The sequence below is a fragment of the Bacillus mycoides genome, from assembly GCF_000832605.1.
Lineage (GTDB): Bacteria > Bacillota > Bacilli > Bacillales > Bacillaceae_G > Bacillus_A > Bacillus_A mycoides.
On the sequence record NZ_CP009692.1, the window covers coordinates 2,498,178 to 2,521,361 of the forward strand.

The 23,184-nt window shown below is 34.4% G+C and carries 26 protein-coding genes; 23 read left to right on the forward strand and 3 right to left on the reverse strand.

Annotated features, from left to right (window positions below):
* Positions 1–116 precede the first annotated feature (116 nt).
* Positions 117–383: an ArsR/SmtB family transcription factor gene (locus BG05_RS14760; RefSeq protein ID WP_002167922.1), complete on the forward strand. Its 267-nt coding sequence runs from the start codon at positions 117–119 to the stop codon at positions 381–383.
* Between the two features lie 160 nt (positions 384–543).
* On the opposite strand, the gene BG05_RS14765 is transcribed toward BG05_RS14760, so the two are convergent.
* The gene (locus BG05_RS14765) at positions 544–1,746 is read right to left on the reverse strand and encodes an ankyrin repeat domain-containing protein (protein WP_002185311.1); all 1,203 of its coding nucleotides are present in this window, start codon (positions 1,744–1,746) and stop codon (positions 544–546) included.
* A gap of 355 nt (positions 1,747–2,101) precedes the next feature.
* Between BG05_RS14765 and BG05_RS14770 the strand changes: the two genes are divergently transcribed.
* A complete protein-coding gene (locus tag BG05_RS14770; protein ID WP_002185312.1) occupies positions 2,102–2,902 on the forward strand; it encodes a hypothetical protein in 801 nt (266 codons plus the stop codon).
* Between the two features lie 192 nt (positions 2,903–3,094).
* Here the strand turns inward: BG05_RS14770 and BG05_RS14775 are convergent, their stop codons facing one another.
* Complete coding sequence (locus tag BG05_RS14775; RefSeq protein WP_002167925.1) at positions 3,095–3,418, reverse strand: winged helix-turn-helix transcriptional regulator; 324 nt, start codon at positions 3,416–3,418, stop codon at positions 3,095–3,097.
* Between the two features lie 124 nt (positions 3,419–3,542).
* Between BG05_RS14775 and BG05_RS14780 the strand changes: the two genes are divergently transcribed.
* The 4 genes from BG05_RS14780 (at position 3,543) to BG05_RS14795 (ending at position 7,409) form a co-directional block, all read left to right on the forward strand.
* Positions 3,543–4,076, forward strand: a complete 534-nt coding sequence (locus BG05_RS14780) for an NAD(P)H-dependent oxidoreductase (protein ID WP_002185314.1) — start codon at positions 3,543–3,545, stop codon at positions 4,074–4,076.
* Between the two features lie 211 nt (positions 4,077–4,287).
* Positions 4,288–5,790: a class I adenylate-forming enzyme family protein gene (locus tag BG05_RS14785; RefSeq protein WP_002185316.1), complete on the forward strand. Its 1,503-nt coding sequence runs from the start codon at positions 4,288–4,290 to the stop codon at positions 5,788–5,790.
* Positions 5,791–5,934: 144 nt separating this feature from the next.
* Positions 5,935–6,498 carry a GNAT family N-acetyltransferase gene (locus BG05_RS14790; RefSeq protein ID WP_002128332.1) on the forward strand — a complete coding sequence of 188 codons (564 nt, stop codon included), beginning with the start codon at positions 5,935–5,937 and terminating at the stop codon, positions 6,496–6,498.
* A gap of 11 nt (positions 6,499–6,509) precedes the next feature.
* Positions 6,510–7,409, forward strand: coding sequence for a PhzF family phenazine biosynthesis protein (locus tag BG05_RS14795; RefSeq protein WP_033734175.1), 900 nt, complete (start codon positions 6,510–6,512; stop codon positions 7,407–7,409).
* A 35-nt stretch (positions 7,410–7,444) separates the two neighbouring features.
* Here BG05_RS14795 and BG05_RS14800 read toward each other — a convergent pair whose 3' ends face one another.
* The gene (locus BG05_RS14800) at positions 7,445–7,654 is read right to left on the reverse strand and encodes a hypothetical protein (protein ID WP_002014052.1); all 210 of its coding nucleotides are present in this window, start codon (positions 7,652–7,654) and stop codon (positions 7,445–7,447) included.
* Positions 7,655–7,738: 84 nt separating this feature from the next.
* Here BG05_RS14800 and BG05_RS14805 point away from each other — a divergent pair, with 84 nt between their 5' ends.
* The 17 genes from BG05_RS14805 to gntK all read left to right on the forward strand — a co-directional run bounded on the left by BG05_RS14805 (position 7,739) and on the right by gntK (position 23,121).
* Entirely contained in the window at positions 7,739–8,488 is a 750-nt protein-coding gene (locus BG05_RS14805; protein WP_002137368.1) for a Nif3-like dinuclear metal center hexameric protein, read from the forward strand.
* 5 nt (positions 8,489–8,493) lie between these two features.
* Positions 8,494–8,985: an NUDIX hydrolase gene (locus tag BG05_RS14810; RefSeq protein ID WP_002014049.1), complete on the forward strand. Its 492-nt coding sequence runs from the start codon at positions 8,494–8,496 to the stop codon at positions 8,983–8,985.
* 111 nt (positions 8,986–9,096) lie between these two features.
* Positions 9,097–9,936, forward strand: coding sequence for a phosphotransferase family protein (locus tag BG05_RS14815; protein ID WP_002128328.1), 840 nt, complete (start codon positions 9,097–9,099; stop codon positions 9,934–9,936).
* Between the two features lie 27 nt (positions 9,937–9,963).
* Positions 9,964–10,494, forward strand: a complete 531-nt coding sequence (locus tag BG05_RS14820) for a DUF7010 family protein (protein ID WP_003190561.1) — start codon at positions 9,964–9,966, stop codon at positions 10,492–10,494.
* A gap of 54 nt (positions 10,495–10,548) precedes the next feature.
* Positions 10,549–11,373 carry an MBL fold metallo-hydrolase gene (locus BG05_RS14825; RefSeq protein ID WP_002167930.1) on the forward strand — a complete coding sequence of 275 codons (825 nt, stop codon included), beginning with the start codon at positions 10,549–10,551 and terminating at the stop codon, positions 11,371–11,373.
* 16 nt (positions 11,374–11,389) lie between these two features.
* Positions 11,390–11,956, forward strand: a complete 567-nt coding sequence (locus BG05_RS14830; RefSeq protein WP_002128326.1) for an SGNH/GDSL hydrolase family protein — start codon at positions 11,390–11,392, stop codon at positions 11,954–11,956.
* A gap of 517 nt (positions 11,957–12,473) precedes the next feature.
* Positions 12,474–12,869 (forward strand): transcriptional regulator SpxA, encoded by a 396-nt coding sequence (gene spxA, locus BG05_RS14835; protein ID WP_000236196.1) that lies wholly within the window; start codon positions 12,474–12,476, stop codon positions 12,867–12,869.
* A gap of 30 nt (positions 12,870–12,899) precedes the next feature.
* Positions 12,900–13,034 carry a BA3454 family stress response protein gene (locus BG05_RS14840; RefSeq protein ID WP_000573513.1) on the forward strand — a complete coding sequence of 45 codons (135 nt, stop codon included), beginning with the start codon at positions 12,900–12,902 and terminating at the stop codon, positions 13,032–13,034.
* Between the two features lie 194 nt (positions 13,035–13,228).
* Positions 13,229–13,642, forward strand: coding sequence for an Rrf2-family transcriptional regulator SaiR (saiR, locus tag BG05_RS14845; RefSeq protein WP_001083471.1), 414 nt, complete (start codon positions 13,229–13,231; stop codon positions 13,640–13,642).
* Between the two features lie 125 nt (positions 13,643–13,767).
* Positions 13,768–14,103, forward strand: a complete 336-nt coding sequence (locus BG05_RS14850; protein ID WP_000987460.1) for an IDEAL domain-containing protein — start codon at positions 13,768–13,770, stop codon at positions 14,101–14,103.
* A gap of 1,154 nt (positions 14,104–15,257) precedes the next feature.
* Positions 15,258–16,577 (forward strand): aromatic amino acid transport family protein, encoded by a 1,320-nt coding sequence (locus tag BG05_RS14855; RefSeq protein WP_003190552.1) that lies wholly within the window; start codon positions 15,258–15,260, stop codon positions 16,575–16,577.
* Between the two features lie 112 nt (positions 16,578–16,689).
* Positions 16,690–17,112 carry a SpoIIAA family protein gene (locus tag BG05_RS14860; RefSeq protein ID WP_078178710.1) on the forward strand — a complete coding sequence of 141 codons (423 nt, stop codon included), beginning with the start codon at positions 16,690–16,692 and terminating at the stop codon, positions 17,110–17,112.
* Positions 17,113–17,330: 218 nt separating this feature from the next.
* A complete protein-coding gene (locus BG05_RS14865) occupies positions 17,331–17,840 on the forward strand; it encodes a heme-degrading domain-containing protein (protein WP_002014036.1) in 510 nt (169 codons plus the stop codon).
* A 388-nt stretch (positions 17,841–18,228) separates the two neighbouring features.
* Positions 18,229–19,713, forward strand: coding sequence for a glucose-6-phosphate dehydrogenase (gene zwf, locus BG05_RS14870; RefSeq protein WP_002128323.1), 1,485 nt, complete (start codon positions 18,229–18,231; stop codon positions 19,711–19,713).
* Between the two features lie 95 nt (positions 19,714–19,808).
* Positions 19,809–20,702, forward strand: coding sequence for a phosphogluconate dehydrogenase (NAD(+)-dependent, decarboxylating) (gnd, locus tag BG05_RS14875; RefSeq protein WP_002014034.1), 894 nt, complete (start codon positions 19,809–19,811; stop codon positions 20,700–20,702).
* 51 nt (positions 20,703–20,753) lie between these two features.
* Positions 20,754–21,422 carry a fructose-6-phosphate aldolase gene (fsa, locus tag BG05_RS14880; protein WP_000667685.1) on the forward strand — a complete coding sequence of 223 codons (669 nt, stop codon included), beginning with the start codon at positions 20,754–20,756 and terminating at the stop codon, positions 21,420–21,422.
* A 157-nt stretch (positions 21,423–21,579) separates the two neighbouring features.
* Positions 21,580–23,121 (forward strand): gluconokinase, encoded by a 1,542-nt coding sequence (gntK, locus tag BG05_RS14885; RefSeq protein ID WP_033708043.1) that lies wholly within the window; start codon positions 21,580–21,582, stop codon positions 23,119–23,121.
* Positions 23,122–23,184: the final 63 nt, after the last annotated feature.

Below are 23,184 nucleotides of genomic sequence, written 5' to 3' on the forward strand. Positions count from 1 at the left end.
CTTCCATCTGAAGATATTTTTTAACATTTTTTTAAAATGACGGACATAAAATCGTATATCCTTTCGAATTATATATATGGATATCATTAATGTTTATATAAAAGGGGAGAAAAAATATGAAAGAAATGTATGAAGAAATCACTGAAGTATTAAAGGTGTTGGCGCATCCTGTCCGTTTATCATTAGTAAAGATAATGCTTGCAAAAGGTCCTATTAACGTAACGACAATGTATGAAACATTACAAATGCCTCAAAGTACAATTAGTCAACATTTATCTAAACTAAAAGCTACTAAAGTCGTTACAGGTACTCGGAAAGGATTAGAAATTTATTATGAAGTAACAGATAATCGTACAAAATCAATATTAGCATGTTTAGTTTAAATGCTGACTTCTATTTCAAAATAAAAAGTGCTATTCTTTCCTACGTATTTACAGAGAGAATAGCGTTTTTTACTTTTAAGGAGTATCTTTTTTATTAGTTTGATAGTGATATGGTATTAACTCTAAAATATAAAAATGTTGCTTTCGTTTTCATTCTTTCTCATAAGTTTGAACTCAAAAGGTCGACTATCTCATCGTATCCAAGGCGTTTAGCCGTTTCTATGGGGGTTTCTATTAATTTTTGATTCTTTGGCATACTGTATAATGTTGCTTTCGCATGTAAGTTCGGTTGATGATGTAGTAACACTCGAACCACTTCAATAAAGCCTCGTTCACATGCACTATGTAACGGTGTAACCTTTCCTTGTCCTGTACTATGGATATTAGCTCCATTTTCTAACAACAGCGCTACCATCTCTGGTTTATTGCGGTCGCAAGCAAGACTTAATGCACTCCTTTTGTATTCTTCTAGTAATTCCATATCAATACTGTTGTCTATTAAAACCTTTGCTGCTTCAAGATTGTTATCATCCACTGCGTAGTGGAGAGCTGAACTTTTTCTGCTTGTCACCGCATTTATATTTGTAATACGCTCTAAAATATAATGAACAATTTCTTGATTACCAGACTTACTAATTAAATGAAGAGGAGTGACTTTTCCGACCATTATTTCATTTGCATTTTCACCTCTAGAAATTAAGTATTTAATAATTTCTACGTTACCTTTTCCGCATGCTAGGGAAAAAGGTGTTTCTCCATGATATTTAATCTTCAGATTTGCTCCTGCTTCCACTAGTAATGTAACTATATCAATGTTGTCATTTAAACAAGCAATGTGAAGTGGCGTTTTTCTATCAGGTCCTTTTTTATTTAATGCAGATAATTTAATGTTTACTAACTTTTCTTTAACTGTTTCTATGTCATTCCTCATACACGCGTAGTTTAACGTTTTCTTAAAACTTTCTGCTTTAATAGCGCTTTGTAGTTGTGATTTACCAAAATCAGAGGTTGGTTCAATATGATAATGGCTGTATGCAAGCAAAAGTAGTGCAGAACTGCACTCTAAAGTAGGATTTAAATCATCATAATAATCAACTTCATATAAACCATTTGTTTTGACAGTTAAAACAAATGCAGTCCAGTTTGATTCCCCAGTATGACGTACTCTTTGAATATTGTCCATAATTTCATTAGATGGAAGCCCTTCTGAGCCATGTTCAAATACTTCCATAGATTCATAATGAAAGTAACTATACGTCGTGACAACCCCATTGTAAAATGCAAATAACATCGATTTTTCAGCTGTATTGGGTATATGCTTTAACATGATTTCGACAAGTGTTTCTATATATTGATTCTTCAATGATTTCACCTCTATTAATATTTGAACGGGTTACGTTATAATTATTTGGAATTTCTAACATACTAATAATCTTGAACATCACTTTACGTAATTTCAAAAAAAATTGACTTTTACATATATTATAACATTTCATCTTAGTTTGTTGGTAAAAGGCTTTTATGTTCGCTAAGTTATCTGTTCTTTATGTGCAAATTTTATGAAAACTCAATTGACAGCAACAAAATTTATTTAGTTGATAATTATGAAGAGTAACAAATAACCTAGGTAGAGAAACTCATACTTTTGGATAGAGAGCATTCTATGTTTTTGATATATTAATAGTTAGAGAACAGAAGTAAGGGGTGAAGATATAGAAATGGAATTATTTGATTACTATAAGCGAAAAGGGAAGTTTAAGCTGTTAATTGGAGCGGGTATTTTTATTCTCGCTTTATGCACTGTATATGACGATTGGGGATATATTAATTGGGGGCAGATTATCTTTTTTGTTATCGCTTCTTCTATCTTTTTTGGAATTGGATTTTGGCAGTTAAGAAAAGGGAATTTGATACAAAAGAATACGGTGAAAAGTAATATGACGTTTTGGGATGTGGAGACTTTTGTCGTATTAGAATTACCTAAGCGGAACAAGCAATATGGTTTATATCATCCTGATGGCGGATATGTTGCAGGAACAAAGATAGTTTCATCTAACATTCTTTTTTCAGTAATACCTTTTTTACATAATAAAGATGTATATGCATTAGAAACGAGTAGCGGGAAAATTCTAGCATATTTTCATACTGAAGTGGACGGATATGATTGGGTAATCTATGATTCGAATTATAATCAGATTGGTATGTTTAAAGAAAAAATGATACAAGGATTTACTATGATACGTGGTACTTTGCTGACTGATAAGGCTACAAAATTGTCCGATATAGAAGTAGAGTTTGATTTTATTCAAAGTACTCTTAGTACAATAGATGGGCGTATATTAGCAATCGGTAAGCAAGGATATATGCCTATAGAATGGAGTGAAAGGTTCATGGGCTTAAATGTACCTACTATTACATTAGGTTCTAATGCGTCTAATAATGAAAAAATTCTCAGTTTAGGGGTGCTCCTTTATAGCTTACATACAATTGAAATTCGAAAAAATAGGGCGAGCGTTTAATGAGGGGGAGCAGTGTTTATACGCGAAACTTTATAGGAATTTCATTTTTCTAATTATATCTTTTTAGATTGATGGATGTGGGGTCACGTCCATCAATCTAAGAAAACAAGTTAGCCTAAAGAAAATAAAAATAAACTTTATAAAAACACGAAATATGAACGTAGAGGATTAAACAAAATTTATAGTACTTTTCTAGTCATGTAATCTTTTCATTTGATGGTCTTTTCCCCATTCAAATAGTTCATCCATAATTTGCATTAAAGATTTTCCATGTTCGCTTATTGTGTACTCAACCTTTGGTGGTACTTCTTGATATACAGTACGATGGATAATCCCATCAGCCTCAAGTTGCCGAAGTTGCTGTGTGAGAACTTTTTGTGTAATGTTTGGAATTTCTCGTTTTATTTCATTTGTTCGCATTTTTCCATCCGCCAAAACACATAAAATATGAATTTTCCATTTTCCACCGATCACGTCGAGTGTCGTTGCGATTGGGCAATTATCATTTTGATTCATATAACACCTCCAAAGGTACTTTAAGGTTCCTATAGCACTTTAAAGTACGTACTTTTCAATTATATGTGACTCACTCATACTAATACGTAAAGGATTGAATAATTTAAAAAGGGGATGGAAGATGATGAGAACACTTGTAATTGTAGCACACCCTGATATTGAAAAATCAAAAATTAATAAAAGATGGATCGAAGAACTTGAGAAACATTCGGATGAAATAACGGTGCATGAATTATATAAAGCGGCACCAAATTGGGAGTTTAATATTGAAGAAGAGCAAAAGCTATTAGTAGAACATGACAGATATATATTTCAATTTCCGCTTTATTGGTACAGTTCACCACCATTATTAAAAAAATGGTTCGATGATGTATTAACATATGGATTTGCCTACGGATCAAAAGGGGATAAAGTGAAGGGGAAAGAATTTGGTGTAGCTATTTCTATAGGTGGGTTAGAAAAAGACTATAAAAATAGCGGAATTACAATGGATGAATTAACGAAACCATTCCACGCTACGAGCTTATATACAGGAATGGAATTTATACCATCATTTTATTTATATGGTGCGGAATATGAAATCAGTGATGAAGAGGTTGACAAAAGTGCACCTGAGTATGTGAAATATGTGATGAATAAGGAGTTTTCTAATATATAAGGAGAAATAGCCATTTACTTGTTAAGTAGATGGCTATTTTTGTTTATCCCGCATTAACCGCCCGTAAGGTGTGGACTAATAATCAGTGGGGATGAACACCTCACATCGACTAAAGATTCACTTCATTTAAATTCACTAAGTTTAATCTTTAGTAAATTAATAATTAATCTGGTAAAATAAAAACCCTAACACATATAAAGGGGAGTTTTACTTGAGAACGATGCGACAATTATTACAAAAAAGAGCAATGCAATCACCAAATTTGGAAGCGCTTGTAGGGGGAGAGAAAGGGTATTCGTTTCAGCAGTATAATGAACGAGTAAATCAACTTGCACATTATTTGTTACATAACGGTGTACAAAGAGGGGATCGTATAGGAATTCTATGCAAAAATAATCATCCGTTTCCAAGCGTTATGATGGCAAGCTTAAAAATTGGAGCGGTATTTATTCCGCTTAATCATCAGCTTACTGCTTATGAATTAGAATCGATTGTAAAAGAAGCGAGATTAAAAGTATTAGTTATTGATGATGAATTTAGTGAAGTTGTATTAAAGATTAATGGAGTTAAAGAAATTCCTTATGTAATTGAGACGACAAAAGAAGGATTTGGCTCATTTGAATTAAAATTAAAGGAACAGCCAATAACAGAGCCGAATGTGGAAGTTCATGAAGATGATGATGCCATTTACTTATTTACTTCAGGAACGACTGGACAGGCAAAAGCATGTGTAATTGGTCATAAAAACTTACACCATTATTTTACTGAAATTGCGGGGCAAAGAGAAATTCCAGCAGGTGAACGCTTTTTATCAGTGCACCCATTGTTTCATATGAGTGGTGTGCTTTCTATTTTAAATTGTATTTATCATGGCGTTACGATGGTCTTTTTAGCTGATTCGAATCCTACTCTTATTTGGGATAAGATTGAAGAAGAGAAAATTACTACGATGCTTGCGTTCCCAGCTGTTTATAGTTACATGCTTGATGAATTAGATAAAAAAGAGCGCAACATTTCGGCCTTTAAAGTAGCGCAAAGTGGTGGTACAAAGGTGCCAGAAACACTCATTCAAAAATATATGGAAAAAGGCATTTATATGGTGCAAGGTTATGGGAGTACAGAAGGTTGGGTAGTAACTTCTTGGCATCCAAATATGGGAAAAGAAAAAATGTCTTCTGTAGGGAAAACTTTGAAACATGTAGAGCTGAAAATTGTTCATCCAGAAACAGGTGATGAGCTAACAACAAATAAAGTTGGAGAGATTCACGTGAAAAGCCCGTACATGTTTAAAGGATATTGGAATAATGAAGAGGCAACAAAGAAGGTAGTAAAAGATAATTGGTTTAACATGGGTGATGCCGGTATGATAGATGATGATGGATTTCTACATATTATGGGAAGATATAAAGACGTTATCGTACGCGGTGGTGACAACGTATATCCAGATCAAGTAGAAGATGTAATTCATGAAATAAATGGCGTTTTAGAAGTTGCAGTAGTTGGGATTCCAAATGACTTTTGGGGGGAGGTTCCAACAGCTTACATTGTAAAGGACATTCAAACGTCTTTAACAGAAGAAGAGATTATTCAGCATTGTAAAGAAAAACTAGCAAGCTATAAAATACCAGAAGTTGTATTTATGGACGAATTACCGAAAAACGCTTTAGGGAAAGTGTTGAAGAGGGAATTAAGGGATGTTTTTCTTGTGAAATAAAAGGTTATTAAATAATGAAGAATCCAGTTATGTAAAAAGCATAACTGGATTTTTGTTTATAAAAAACATAATGATTTACTAGATTTTGTATTTTGTGTAAGATAATAAAGAATATTCAATTAACAATTAAAGGAAGAGATATAAATGAAGCTGCCACTATTACAAGTAGAGACAGAGAGACTGATTATTCGTCCATTTCAAAAAGAGGATTATGAAAGTTGGTTAGATGGATTCAATAAGAGGTTACCATCTCAATATAAATACGATGATGGCTATCATGACATGTCGTCTTCAACGAAAGAATGGTTTACGGAATGGATAAGAGGATTTGATGAGGCGGCAAGACGGGATGAAATGTACGTTCTAGGTATTTTTCAGAAAGAAGATGGCGCCAATATTGGAAAGCTAGAACTTATAAAAATTTTACGTATGGACTATCAATGGGCGATGATGGGTTACTCTATTCATAATCAACATTGGAAAAATGGATACGGAGCAGAAAGTGTAATAGCTGCGCTGCCGTTATTTTTTAATGGCCTTCAATTTCATAGAATCGAATTACATATACATATCGATAATGAGCCATCTATTCGTCTTGCAGAAAGAGCTGGTTTTTCATTTGAATGTACGAGAGAGGCATTTTCTATGGGGAATGGTAAGTGGGTAGATTTTCTTATTTATTATAAAAATAATGAAACGAACAAATAAGGGGATAAAAAATGAAGACTATAAACGTATTTCATTACGACGCATTTACGAATAAACCAAATATGGGAAATCCAGCAGGTATTGTATTAGAGGCGGATGGATTAACGGAAGAGGACATGCAGCGTATTGCTGAAAAAGTTGGATTTAACGAAACATCTTTCGTTCTTTCTTCAGAAGTAGCAGATATAAGAATGCGCTATTTTACACCAGGGTTTGAAATGGATTTATGTGGTCATGGGACAGTTGGAACTATATATGCCTTGCGTGAAAGAGGTTTATTAGAAGAAAAAGCAAACCTTACGATTGAGACGAAGGCAGGTATTTTACCAATACAAATAGGTGCAAATGAAAATGGAGAAACCTTTATTAAAATGAGGCAGGCAGCACCTCAGTTTAAAGATTTTGCAGGTTCAAAAGAAGAATTAGCTCATAGTATCGGGTTAGAAGTAACTGATTTAGATGCAAGTGTACCAATTGTATATGGAAGTACGGGGAACTGGACTGTAATTGTACCGATTAAAAATCTAGATGCATGTGAAAGAATGAAACCTAAAAATGAGGCGTTTCCATCGGTATTAAAAGAAATACCTAAGGCTTCTATCCATCCAGTTTGTCTAGAAACTTATGATGAACAGGTGCAAATGCACGGTCGTCATTTTTCATCACCTTATTCTGGAATGATTGAAGATCCAGTGACAGGAACAGCTTCAGGGGTAATGGGAGCGTATTATGCGACGTATTTGGAGAAAGATTTTGACCGTGAATTGGAGTTAATCGTTGAGCAAGGACAGGAAATAAATAAAGATGGTCGTGTAACGGTTTATGTAACGAAAGATGTAGAAAATGATAACTTACAAATTGATATTGCTGGAACAGCGGTGTATGTAAAAGAGTTTGAAATTTCAATATAAAAGAATGAAGCCCAGTATATAAACTGGACTTCTTCTTACCTGTTCAACACTTCAATATACGAAGCATCCCCAGCTGTTCTAATAGTAGAGCGGAAATTATTGTTTTCTAACGTTTCAGCAACTTGTTTTAATTGCTGTGCATCATCGTGATGAATAATTAAACTATCTGCACCACTTTCTTCTATATGAATATGCTCAACATTTCCAATCGCTTCATGTATAGCTTTTAAAAATTCAGGTTTCATATTGTCCTCCTATATGTATGTAACGTCGTTAAATAGTATTTCCTTATTTTTGAAATATAAAAGTAAATGAAAGGAGAAATGAAAATGAATATAACGCAGTTCAAAGAACATATTACATCACTTTTTGAAGAGCATCTTAATAAATACGGTGATGACGAGTATGGCTTCACTCACATTAGTAAAGAGGAATTTCACAAAATAGGTTACACGACAAATTTGACGCTAGAAACAATTGAAGAAGCGTATAGAAATGGTGTCGATATGATAGTTACACATCATGCACCGTGGAGTTTTCTATTCGGTATGGAAGAGGCTTGTATTGAGAAATTAAAAGAATATGAAATGAATCATTTTTGGATTCATTTGCCGTTAGATTTTGTAAAGTTTGGCACGTGTACGTCGTTATTTAATGAAATTGGGATAGATACAATACTGGAATATTCCACGTATGAGGAAGAAGAGCTACCGGGAATAGGAGAATATAAAGAAGCGATTCCGTTTTCAAATTTAGTTGAAAAACTTGAAGAGAGAATGGAAGAGAAAGTGAAGAGCTGGAAAAATCATGACAGGCCAGTAAAACGGATTGCGATATTAACAGGTGCAGGAAACAATACAAACCTTATTGAGCGTGCGCTAGAAAAAGGTTGTGATACGTACATAACGGGAGAAAAAACATTATATACAGTGCAACATGCGAAATTTAAAGGCATCAATTTGATTGTAGGAAGCCACACATTTACAGAAGTATTTGGTGTAGAAAGTTTGGCTCGTAAGTTAAAAGAAAGAGATCGTGCAATAGAGATTATTAGATTAAATGAAGAGCATTTGGAGTGAGGGAAATGGTAACTATATGCGCAAATTATGGGGAATCAAAAGTGAGGTTAACGTGGAAAAAAGATTGTATATTGCCAGAATACGAAAGAATCACGAGTGTTCACGGTTTTTGTTTTCATAATAATAAGGTTTTACTGATAGACCATGAGCAGCGTGGTTGGGACTTTCCTGGTGGGCATATAGAAGAAGGGGAACTACCAGAAGAATGTTTTAAAAGAGAAGCGTGGGAAGAAGGTTATGTAAAAGGAGAATGTACTTTATTTGGATATATTATCGTTGACCATAGTGATAATCCAAATTGGAATGAAAATAGTCCGTATCCAAAAGTAGGGTATCAGCCGTTCTACCGGATGGAGATTAATGAAGTGCATAAGTTTGACGGTGAGTATGAATCCGATAAAAGGATGTTTGTTAGAGTAGAAGAGAGTGCAGCGTATCATTATAAATGGAATGAATTATATGATGAAATCTTGAAGGAAGCCGTTTTGATAAAATGAAAATTAATTTCTGCAATATTAAGATGTTAGAAGGGATTCTCTTGCGATTGTCAAATAATAGTAAAGTTGTCTTTTGAATTGAGGGAATCTTCGGAATTAAAGGGTGAGGGAATGGACATTTCAATAATTGCTGCACAACTAGTTAAGGAGAAAGTTATTTCAAATTATCCAAATAGCGTAAAAGCGTTGAACGGAGGAACGACAAGTACTGTATATTTGTTGGACGAAAAATATGTAGTAAAGTTGAATGAAGCGGAAGTAATACGTGAAGAAGCTAATTTTCTCTCATTTTATGAGGAGAATAGTTTATTTTCAAAGCTTTTGTATAAGGAACCTTTACATACATATTTCGTGTATTCTTTCCTTGAAGGTAATACTTCGTGTAAACAAGGATATAAACGAAGTACGCTTCGTACACTTGTAAAAGAAGTTATCAATAAGTATAAAATGGTTCCAGAGGCAGAAGGCTGGGGATGGAAAGAAAGTCCGGTTCAATGTTGGAATGAATTTTTAACGGCAAATGTGATGGAAGCTTATGAAAATGTAAGACGTTACATAAGTGAGGAAGATTATAGAATTGTTCTTAAACTAGCAAATAGGGATGCCGGAGTAAATCAGCCATTTTTATTACATGGTGATTTCGGATTTCATAATTTTATATTTCGGCAGAATAGGTTACATGGGGTAATTGATCCGTTACCTATTTTAGGAGATCCTTTATATGATTTAATTTATGCGTTCTGTTCAACTCCGGAAGATGTAACGAAAGAAACGATTGATTATGTGATGAAGCAATGTGTATTTCATAAAACAGAACGAGATTTATACGAAGAAATAGTAATAGGATTATATTTGCGTATAGATACATGTGTAAGACACCACCCGAAAGATTTAGAAGATTACTTAATAGCTTGGCGTTATTGGATGGGCGAAATTGAGCCGGCTTTATAGTACAAATAGTTTGGGGGAGATAGTGAAATGAACATAGCAGAAGCAAAACGAGATTTAGCACAAAGAACGAAAAAAGGATTTCCAGTTATAATAGCTGGTATTTTATTTTGGGTTGTAGCGAGTATAACGGGTGTTCTTCTTTCAGAAAAGCAAGTTGTGTGGGTGTATTTAATTGGTATGGGGTGTGTGTTTCCTTGCGGCCTAATGATAGCTGCCATATTAAAAATTGATATGTTTGCGAAAGGAAATCCGCTCGGGACTTTAGCAGGAGTAATTGGCGGGATAAATGTATTAAATATTCCGTTTGTGTTACTTGCCTATTTTCAATTTCCAGAGTGGTTACCTTTTGTAGTAGCGATGTTAATAGGTGTTCATTTTGTACCGTACGTATGGATTTATGAAAGTAAAAGTTATGGTTTACTGTCAGTAGGGACCGTATTCGTAACGTCAGTTTGCGGGATTCTTTTTGCTGACAATGGATTTACTGTAATTCCATTGTCAGTTACAGCTGTCTACTTACTAACTCTAATAGGTTTATTAATTGAAAATAAAAAATAGATCATTATCAATAAAAATCAGCTTAATAAAAATATATGGATAGGGGGAATTATTATGAAAAATTTCGTTTGTACAACGTGCGGCGTACAGTATGCAGCGAGTGTGGAAGAACCGGTAAGTTGTGTTATTTGTGATGAGGAGAGACAATATGTGAATCCGAAAGGGCAGTCTTGGACGACTTTAGAAAACTTGCGAACGAGTGATACATATAAAAATGAAATAATAGAAGAAGAGCATAGACTTTATAGCATTACGACAAAACCTAAATTTGCGATCGGTCAAACAGCATTTGTCATCAAAACAGATTCCTATCGTTTATTATGGGATTGTATTACTTATTTAGATGAAACGACAATTGGGAAGATAAAAGAGTGGGGCGGGTTAGATGCGATTGCACTATCTCATCCTCATTATTATTCGATACAAGTAGAATGGGCAGAAACGTTTGATGTACCAATTTATATACATGAAGACGATAAAGAGTGGGTAGTACGCCCGAGTAGTCGTATTATTTATTGGTCTGGTGAGTCTTTACAATTAGCGGACGGAATTACTATTCATCGTCTCGGAGGACATTTTAGCGGCGGTTCTGTATTACATTGGGAAGAAGGAAATGATGGGAAAGGTATTTTATTAACAGGTGATATTATTCAAGTCGTAGCGGATCAGCAGTGGGTGAGTTTCATGTACAGCTATCCAAACTTAATTCCATTGCCAGCGAGAAAAGTGGAGGAAATGGCGAATCGAGTGAAGCCATTACAGTTTAATCGTTTATATAATGCTTTTCACGGAGTAGTGAAAGAGAATGCAAATGAGGCAGTGGAACGTTCTGCTGAAAGATATATTAAGGCGGTAGAAGGAAAGTTATTTCGTACGTGAAAGGAGAATTAGCTCTATGAAAACGTTAGTATGCTTCGGTGATAGTATTACAGCTGATGAAACGTTTTTTGATGGAACGCCAAGGTTAACACCGCGTCTGCAAGAGATGTTTCCAAATTGGAAGGTGGTAAATGCGGGGGGTCCGGGCGATAATACGTTCGATGCGTTACATAGGGTTGAAGATGATGTACTATCACATAAACCAGACTTTGTAACAGTTTTTCTTGGTACGAATGATTCGGTGTTATTTGATCCAGTGCCATTACAATCTTACAAAGAAAATTTAGAGAAAATTGTAAGTGCGATTTCATCAGAAAAAGTATTACTTATTAGTCCTGCACCAGTTGATGAAGCAAGGCAACATAATAGAACGAATGAAGTACTCGGTCAATATGCAAATGTGGTTGAGGAAGTGGCGAAAGAAACAGGAAGTCATTTTCTAAATTTGTACGCTGAAATGATTCAAGAAAAGGATTATAAGAGATTTGTAGAAGATGATGAAAAGGACGGTTTACACTTCGGACCACAAGGTTATGAATATTTAGCGAAGTTAATTTGTGAAAAGTTAAAAGGGATTTTGTAGGAAGCAAAGCGTGGGCGCTTTGCTTTTTTGTTCGCGTATTTCCTCCTACAATGCAGTAGCTTTTATTATGCTAATTATATTTCATAGTAGCACATGTAAGAATGAAATGAATAAAGTGAAATATAATTAGACCTTACCAATTGGGTTATTAAGGGGAGCCCGACTTCGACCTAACTTTTTTGCTCTTGCCAAATTTTGAGGCGATGCACTCAAATAGCGGGATAAAATGTACTTTAAAGAGGTGGTTAGCCGTAACACTATGAGACATTCGTACAAAAGAAAATGATTTGTTCCGCTAATGGAATGTATCCAAGACTTAACAGTTGATTAATTGAACTGTAAAGTTTAAAATTACAGTATAGTTTTTAGAAGTGAGTTGCTATTTTTTGTGAAAAACAGATAAATTAAATATTCTCGAATGAATAATATAACGTGTATTTCATTCTGAACTGTAATTTTTTTTAATACATTTCAATAATCTATATAATAATTTAAAAAGTAAAGGAGTGTGTAAAATATGGTGATTTTATATACGACAGCAAGCTGTAGTTCATGCCGAAAAGCAAAAGCATGGCTTGAAGAACATCAAATTGATTATACCGAAAAAAATATCGTATCAAATTCTCTTACAGTCGATGAACTTAAATCCATTCTTCGTTTAACTGAAGATGGTGCTACTGAAATTATTTCAACTAGATCTAAAACTTTTCAGGAATTAAATATAAATATTGAGGCGCTTTCGCTTAATGAGTTTTATAAATTAATAATTGAGTATCCTCAAATGTTACGTCGTCCAATTATGCTGGATGAAAAAAGATTACAGGTTGGTTTTAATGAGGAAGAAATTCGCAAATTTTTACCGCGTAGCGTTCGAACATTTTTGAATATAGAATTGCAAAAAATGGCTAATTAATAAGTAATATTTTGAAAGGAGGAAACAGAAGTGATTGAAGTATGTGTTACAGTTAATTATAAAGATAGAAACTATCACACAAATGTTATTGTGAGTAAAGATACGATTTGGACAAAAATTAAACAATTGGCAGAAGAACAAGTTAAGAAACAGTGGACTGTTTAAATTTATTTGCAACTTAAAAAGCTAAATGAAGTTAGGAGATATAGGGGAGTTCTGATAGAATATAAAGGAATTTATTTTTTCATGCTAAGCATGCTTCTTATATATTTTAACGTTTGACTAACCTATCTGTAATATTTATGGCTACAGTATGTTACTAAACGAGAAATCATATTTTTTATCGTAGGAGGACAACAATGAACAGCGACTTTACCTTGGCCATTCACAGTTTAACTTATTTAGCTTTACAGCCAGATCGGATGTCAACAAGTAATGCTATTTCCGAAAGTGCAGGTGTTCATCCAGTACGCATTCGCAAAGTGCTAAGTTTGTTAAAAAAACATAAGTTTATACAATCAAAAGAGGGAACGGGTGGAGGTTTTATTTTTGCCCGTGATTTAAGTGAAATTAATCTTTGGAATATGTATCAAATAACCTCTGAAGGGGCATTGCAGCCGAAGTGTCCAGAATCAAATGATCAGTGTATTGTAGGTTCGAACATGCGGAAAGTTCTTTTTGCTATTTTCTTAGGTGCGGAAGAACATCTAGGTGAATATTTAAAGAATTATACAATGAAAGAAGTTGTTGATCTTATTAATCAAGAACGTTAAGCGGCTTAATTATTATGTAGCCGTGAGTTCTTAAAAAATAAATGTAATAAAAAACATTACAGTTTAAATTGGTTTTTATATCTTTTTTATCGTTACAAAAAATATTTATAAGCAGGTGAAAAAGTATGATGTCAAATAATAATCATGTTTTAAAAGTGGGAGATTGGGTTCGTGGAATATCAAATGAGGGTGAATTCATAGTTGGTTACATTGTATCACTTGATGAAGTGGAAGGTGTAGTTACAGTTAGCATTGTGAAACGTGACGACAAGTACACAATGAACGAAGCGATTTTACTCTTTAGTAAACATGTTAACAAACTCCCTGAATCAAAGGTAATAAATAAGGAGCAAATCCTTTATCTTATAGACCTTGCATTATTAACAGGGGATGAAGAATGGTTTATTGAGCTCTCTGCAAAATTAAACTTGATAAAAGAGCTAGTTAATGAGGGGTTTTAAAGATTACATTATTCGTTTTTAATAGGTTGGATCGTGCAATAAGCAATAATATCATCTAAAAGGAAATGAAATAAAACCCATTCAATACAAACATAGAAATATCCCTGAAGAAGAGTTGAAAAAACTAAAATTAAGATGACATTGAAGTGATTCGTTTGCCCACTCCTAACAATGATAATGATGTAAATAAGCTGTCCATATGGGCAGCTTATTTTATTTTTTCGTTTAGCGAAGATTTTTGCAAAATGTTAGCGGTTCTCTTATTGTCATCAAGTTAAAATATGTATTTTCCTAAAAATGTATATGAATGCAATATTGATAATATATAACCTAAAAATTGGTTTATGTATTTAAAAAGAAATTTATTTTTAACCACGTTAATTATTTATTAGAATATCTTTTTTAAGTCAAAATAAAATTTTTAGATAAAGAAGAATATAAATATTTTTAAAATGAGTAGCTTGAATAAACAATATTTTACTGTGTTTTTTGCTGATTAATTCCGTTATAAGCGATAGGAACAAGGGTTGCATGCTAACTGTAAATTATTATCCATGTAAAATTATATCCATTAAATATTTCTGGAAATATAAAAATATTAATTTTATAAATATACACGTTATAATGAGGGCGTCGAGAGAAATTTTATGATCTCTGGAGAAAATATAAAAAATGCGATTAATAGAAAGAAAGGCGTGTGATTAGAGGCGAAATGTATGTAAAGTGCTTCAGTGGCTTGTGTAATCAATACCATAAATGCTGCCGAAGTTATGAAAGTGATGTATAGAATTGAGAAAGAAATGCCTCATAAATGAAGAGAGGCCGGTTTATCTAAAATTACTGTTACAAGTAAGTAAGAGAAACCATTAAAGTAACACACTGTTATTAGAAATGTTGCAACGTATTTATGAAGTCTATTCAATATTGTTCTCTTAAGCGGTCTTTATATAAAGAGCGGATAGTACGAGTAAACTTTTTTGTGAACGCTAACATTTATGTTAGGACGCTAACTAGCGAATGTTTCAATTTGGATTCATTATGATGAAGGACATACAATGTGGGGCAACTTGTAAGGAATTTATTTTCCGAAAAAAGGGAATGTTCGTTAGCTATAAAGAGATACGCAAGAATAGGATACAAGGGGGAGTTATTATATGAACGGGAATACTGCAAAGAAAATAGAAGTTCAAGCTGAAAATATCGCACTAGAAAATGAGCAATATGCAGATCCGAAAAAGTGGCATAAGCAGGATACTACATGGGCATTGAGCCTATTTGGAACTGCAATTGGAGCAGGGGTGCTCTTTTTACCGATTAATGCAGGTTCAGGTGGTTTATTATCATTACTACTAATTACATTGCTTGCATATCCAGTTATGTATTACTCACATAGGGCACTTGCTAAAATGATATACGCTTCTAATTCTGCTGATGAGGGGATCACAGGTACAATTAGAGAGTATTTCGGAAATAAAGCAAGTATCATTTTTAACATCGTATATTTCGGTTCAATTTATACAATCGTGCTAATGTATTCGGTTGCGCTTACAAATACTGCAAGTAGTTTTATCGTGCATCAATTGCACATGCCAGAGCCTCCAAGGGCTATTTTATCACTTGTATTAGTTCTTGGTCTTATCGCTATACTGAATTTTGGTCAAGATATTACTGTAAAGATCATGAGTATGCTAGTGTATCCTTTCATAGCTTCTTTACTTTTTATCGCAATATCTTTGATCCCGCAGTGGAATACGTCAATGCTTAGTTTTTCAAGTGTTTCTACTGCTTCAACAGGAACAGGATATTTTGGAACGATATTGATGATACTACCAATCATCGTATTCTCATTTAATCATTCACCTATGATTTCATCATTCGTTGTGAAACAGAGGGCTACGTATGGAATAGAAGCTACTGATGCCAAATGTGCACAAATACAAAAGGTTTGTTATATCATGACATTCGCTGTAGTTATGTTCTTCGTTTGGAGTAGTACATTAAGCTTGACTCCAGAGGATTTAAAAATGGCAAAAGAGCAAAACTTATCAATCCTTTCATATCTTGCTAATGAGCTTAATTCACCTGTAATCACGATTGCAGCTCCAATCATTGCTTTTGTGGCTATTACAAAATCTTTCCTTGGCCATTATATCGGAGCATTTGAAGTAATGCGTGACATGATTATTAAGTTCGGTAAATCACGTGGGAAAGTTATTGAAGAAAAAACAATTAAGACAATCGTCCTTACTTTTGTTGTATTGTCATGCTGGTTTGTTGCTTATACAAATCCAAGTATTCTTGGACTTATTGATTCTCTAAGCGGTCCATTAGTTGCTGCTATCTTATGTCTATTACCGATGTATGCAATCAATAAAGTACCAGTACTAGCTAAATACAAAGGGAAAATGAGTAACGTATTTGTTATTATTGTAGGTGTACTTACTGTTTTAGCAAGTATTAAATCATTATTCTAATTCACGATTGTTAGTTCTAATGCAAAATAAAATAGAACGATTTTGAGACAGACTTCTCCGTTTGGAGAGTTTGTCCTTTTTTAATGCGTAACAATTTTATCTTATTGATTTTATGAGATATTTCCGCATAATTGTAACTAAGGGAGATGATTCCAAGTTGAGTAAGCTGAATATAAGCACAACAGTTTCAGGAGATATAATTGTTACCCATCTTATTGGCAAGATTAAAACAGATGATGTTTATGAATGGTTTAATGGCTTCGAGCAGGTTTGTCAGCAATTCATTTCCGAGGGTCGGAAATACAAATTGCTGGTAGATAGAAAAGGGTACACGCCAGATCATTTTTCTGTTCAAAAAGCATGGAAAGATAAGTTTTTCAATGAAACGATTTTGAATCACAGTAAGGCAATTGCTTTTCTCCTTGAAGAAGGGGAGATACTGAATTATTTACAACAGTCCAATACAAAAGAATCTGTGAAATTTTTTGATGATTATGAACAAGCATTAGTTTGGTTGAATGGATATCCCATATGAAATTGTTAGCGAACCAGTTGCCTAAGTAACTGGTTTTTTTATGCTTGTAAGAAATATCCGGAAGAAAACTTCTATACGAGATGTTTAGTACGAAAGGACATACTTTTTTAAGGCGTTAAATATAATTCATAATAGCACCAAGAAGAAAAGAATACGCTTTACGGTATTAGTTATATGGAAAGGCCGTACGATAGAGTCACAGAAATTCAAAAATATCAATGTGGCATAAAGTGAGTAAGGGGGATAAACATATGAGCGCTTCAAATTTGAATGAAATAAGTAAGCAAATTTTAATAGAGGAGGAAACACTTCAATTTTCCTCTTTTACAAATGAAGATGCACTGCAAATAGGTTTATTTATCGTTGAAACGGCGAGGCAAGAAGGGAAATTGATTGCTGTTGATATAGCGAAAAATGGTGTGCAACTATTTCATTTCAAGATGACAGGGACAACTGCGGAAAATACGCAATGGATTGAGCGTAAAAAACGAGTTGTTTCTTTGCATAATCATAGCTCGTATTATATGCAGATACAAAGTGAAATAACGGGCGTTCCATATAATGAAAAGTATCTTTTAGATAGGTCGGATTATGCTGCGTTTGGTGGCTGTGTTCCTGTCCAAATAAAAGATGTAGGAGTTATTGGAATGATAACAGTTTCAGGATTACCACCAGAAGAGGATCATGAATTAGTTATAAGGGCAGTTAAAAATCATTTGAAACAATAGTGAAAAGGCAAAATCGAACAAGAATATGTTCGGTCTTGCCTTTTTATTATTCAGTTCATGAACATATTTCTAATAAGATGTTACGGAATTAAAATTTTTAATTCGAGACACTTTTCTTGACGATTATAATCTATGTAGTTAATAAGATAGACGTAACGTAATTAAATTACTAAAAGTAATTAAGTTATTTTATATAAGTTAAAATAAGTAAGTAGCATGTGGTAAAAATGCTTTGAATTGCCACTATTAATATTGGGGACAATTAGAAAGCGACAAATATAAAAAATTAGAAGTTAAGAAGTAAGGTTGGATCAAAAATAATAGTAGCTTCTGTACAATGCATTTTTACTAAGGTGACAATGACTATACATCACGAGGGGGACTGAAATTGGAATCAATGACCTTTGTTTTATTTGGAGCAACAGGAGATTTAGCTAAAAGAAAAATTTACCCCGCGCTATATAACTTATATAGAGATCAAAAGATTCCAAAGCCAATATCCGTTATTGGGCTTGGAAGACGTGAAGTATCTCATTTAGATTTTCAAAAAAGAGTAAAAGAATCCATAGACACTTTTTCTCGTCGCAAAGATGAAGGTACTCCGAAAATAGAAGATTTTTTAGAGTATTTTCGTTATTGTCCGTTAGATGTGAATAAGCCAGAAGATTATAAAAGGTTATTACAAGTAGTTCGTGAAAGGGAAGAAGAACAAAATATACAAGGGAATAGAATGTTCTACCTTTCAGTTACTCCTGACTTCTTTGAGACCATTGCTTTAAATATTAAGGAAAGTGGACTCGATGGAACGGATGGATGGAAGCGCCTGATGATTGAGAAACCGTTTGGTCATGATCTTACATCTGCCCGAGAGCTGAATGATAAGCTTAGTCGAACGTTTGAAGAAGACGAAATATACCGTATTGATCATTATTTAGGTAAACCGATGATTCAAAACATTGAAGCACTTGAATTTGCAAATCCTGTTCTCCAATCGATTTGGAATAAAGAACATATAGCGAATGTACAAATAACAGCTAGTGAAACGGTTGGGGTAGAAGAAAGGGCAGCATATTATGATCATGCAGGAGCCATTCGCGATATGGTTCAAAATCATATGTTGCAAATATTAATGATGACTGCTATGAATCTGCCGGAAAAGATAAATGCATGTGAAATTCGTGAGGAAAAACGAAAGGTAATGGAAACTCTTCGTAAAGTGAAAAAAGAAGACGTTCAGAACCATATCATTCGCGGACAGTATGCTTCAGGGGAGATAAAAGGACAACAAGTTGTAGCGTATAGAGAGGAACCAGGAGTAAATCCTTCTTCTCAAACAGATACATATGTTGCGGCTCGCTTATGGATTGATAACCCATTTTGGACTGATGTTCCTTTTTACATACGAACAGGAAAAAGAATGAAAGAAAAGTCTACTCGTATTGTAATTGAGTTTAAAAATACATTAAAACAGCAATATCAAGATAGTAATCCAAATGCAGAGCCTAATTTGTTAATCATTGAAATTAGCCCAAATGAAAATGTTTCACTCCAATTAAATAGTAAAAATCCATTGAACAATGGAGAGCTAGAACCGATCCGTATTCATTTTACTTGTGAGCAAACAGGAGTGGGAATACCTGAAGCCTACGAAAGGCTTATCTATGATGCTGTATGTGGAGATTCTACATTCTTTGCACACTGGAGAGAGGTTGAATTGTCATGGGAATGGGTGCAGCCAATCCTTGAAGCGTTCGAAGAAAACTTGTTACCTCTTCATGAATATGAGTCTGGCTCGTATGGTCCGGATGCTGCTCATGCTCTATTACAAGAAAGTGAATTTAAATGGTGGTTAGATGAGGGATTGAAAAAATAAGTACATTCTTATAAGTAAAGCAATATGACAAAAGATATTCATCATTTTATTAACATGTATTTATGATGAAAGGTAATTCAAGGAGGAATTGTATTATGAGAGTAGGATTAATTGGTTTAGGTAAAATGGGATTAAATTTAGGGAAGAATTTAATTGATCATAAACATGAAGTAGCTGCATTCGATTTAAATACGAGTGCAGTGGAAGAAATGAAAGCGTATGGGGCTACAGGTACGTCTAGTTTAAACGAACTTGTTCAATCATTAGAATCACCAAGAATTCTATGGGTTATGGTTCCGCACGCTGTTGTTGATTCTGTTATTAATGAGGTTACACCGCTGTTATCAAAAGGAGATATTTTAATTGAAGCTGGGAATTCACATTATAAAGAGTCTATTCGCCGATATGAGCAACTAAAGACAGATGGCATTCACTTTATGGATGCAGGAACTTCTGGCGGAATGGAAGGTGCTCGTAATGGTGCTTGTTACATGATCGGAGGAGATCAAGAAGCTTGGGACATCGTTGAACCTATTTTCCGAGATACAGCTGTAGAAAATGGATTCTTATATGCAGGAAAAGCTGGTAGTGGTCACTTTTTAAAAATGATTCACAACGGAATTGAATACGGAATGATGGCTGCCATTGGTGAAGGATTTGAGGTTTTAGAGAAGAGTGAATTTGACTACGATTATGAAAAAGTATCAAGAGTATGGAACAACGGTTCAGTCATTCGTTCATGGTTAATGGAATTAACTGAAAATGCATTTTCTAAAGATGCAAAACTGGATGAAATTAAGGGCGTTATGCATTCTTCTGGTGAAGGAAAATGGACAGTAGAAACAGCATTAGACCTTCAAACAGCAACTCCTGTTATCGCAATGTCTCTATTAATGCGCTACCGCTCATTAGACAATGATACATTTACAGGAAAAGTTGTAGCAGCACTGCGCAATGAATTTGGCGGACATGCAGTAGAAAAGAAATAAAAATTTTAAAATTATAACTCGTTAGCGTTTAAAAAATGGAGGGAATGAATCATGAAGTTTTTTATTGATACTGCAAATCTTGAGGACATAAAAAAGGCATATAAACTAGGGGTTTTAGCTGGCGTTACAACGAATCCTTCTTTAGTAGCGAAAGAGGGCATTAAGTTTGAAGACCGTATTGCAGAAATTTGTCAGGCAGTACCTAACGTTGAATCTGTTTCGGCAGAAGTAACTCCAGATGTTGTTGCAGCTGAAGAAATGATCTCTCAAGCAGAAGAACTAATTAAAATTAACGGTGGTGATAAAAACATCACGATAAAACTTCCGATGACACTAGCAGGATTAGAAGCTTGCCGCTACCTTACTGAAAAAGGTGTGAAAACGAACGTTACACTTATTTTCACTGTGAACCAAGCTCTTTTAGCTGCTCGAGCAGGTGCAACGTACGTCTCTCCATTTTTAGGACGCTTAGATGATATTTCTGAAGATGGCGTATTATTAGTTGCCAAAATTGCTGAATTATTCGATGTTCATCAATTAGATACACAAATTATTGCGGCTTCTGTCAGACACCCAGACCATGTCACTCGTGTAGCGATGGCAGGTGCTCACATTGCAACAATTCCTTATAAAGTCATTGAACAACTTGCTATGCACCCATTAACAGATCAAGGTATTGAAAAGTTTGCTGCGGATTGGGCGAAAGCGCCTAAGTTATAATGAAATGAAGATTTCACTTTTCAAAATAGCACTATAGTTATGAAAAGGACCTCCTTATGAGAGAGAAGTTTATTAAAACGTAGCTCTCATAAGGGAGCGTCTTTTTTGTATACATCATGGTGCTCTTTTGTTATAGGAATAATTTGAAAGGGGTTACATAGTGAGCTCGAAATATATGATTGGTGTAGATATTGGGACAACTAGTACAAAATCAGTTTTGTTTTCGATTGATGGATCAGTTATTGCAAGTCATGGGATTGAATATCCTTTATATTCTCCCGCACCAGAAACAGCAGAACAAGATCCAGAAGAGATTTTTCAAGCGGTCATACATACGATTAAAGAAACTATACAATCAAGTAATGTGCAGCCAGTTGATATTCTTTGTGTTTCTTTTAGTTCGGCAATGCATAGTGTCATTGCTGTAGACGAAGCAGGGAAGCCGTTAACGAGATGTATCACTTGGGCAGATAATAGAAGCGCAAGCTGGGCAGAAAAAATAAAGAATGATATGAATGGTCATGAAATTTACCTTCGTACTGGAACACCAATCCATCCTATGTCACCACTTTCGAAATTAGTTTGGCTTAAGAATGAACATGATGAGTTGTTTGCAAAAAGCTATAAATTCATCTCTATTAAAGAGTATGTTTTCTATAAGTTATTTAAGGAATATGTAATTGATTATTCTATTGCATCAGCAACAGGAATGTTCAATTTGAAATTTTTAAAATGGGATGAGGCAGCTCTTCGTGTCGCAGGAATTACCGATAAAAAGCTATCTACAGTTGTTCCAACGACGCACAGTTTAATAGGGATAAATGAAGAACTTGCAAGAGAGATGAATGTACTTGTTACTACTCCTTTTATAATCGGTGCGAGTGATGGGGTACTATCGAATTTAGGTGTAAATGCAATAGAACCTGGAGTAGTTGCTATTACAATTGGTACGAGCGGTGCAGTGCGAGTTGTCACAAATCATCCTGTAACGGATCCGAAAGGTAGGACTTTTTGTTATGCGTTAACTGAGGATCTTTGGGTAATTGGTGGACCGGTTAATAATGGTGGTATGATTTTTAGGTGGGTTCGCGACCAATTATGTACGTTAGAAGTTGAGCATGGGAAGCGTTTAGGAAAAGATCCATATGAAGTGCTTACGGAAATAGCGGCAAAAGTGAATCCTGGATCTGATGGTTTATTATTTCATCCGTATTTAGCAGGCGAAAGAGCTCCTTTATGGAATGCAAATGCGCGGGGATCTTTCTTTGGGCTTGGACTACATCATAAGAAAGAGCATCTTATACGTGCTGTTTTAGAGGGAATCATTTATAACTTGTATACAGTTCTTCTTGCGTTAAAAGAACTAATTGGCGAACCGAAAAAAATTCAAGCGACAGGTGGTTTTGCAAGGTCAGAACTTTGGAGACAGATGATGGCAGATATTTTTCATCAAGACGTATACGTTCCTGAAAGTTTCGAAAGCTCTTGCCTAGGAGCGGCAATCCTCGGTTTATATAGCTTAGGTGAAGTAGATACATTACATGTAGTTTCTAATATGGTAGGTGCCAATTTTTATCATGAGCCAAACATGGAAAGTGTGGAGAAATATAAAGATTTAACACCGATCTATATTCGTTTGGCCCGTCACTTGGAAGAAGAATATGAAAGTATAGCAGCTTTTCAGAAAAAGTGGGTTTAGAGGCTATTTGGCAGAAAAATATGGTAGCGTATAAAGAGGTACTCCGATTTTTTAGGATATTCT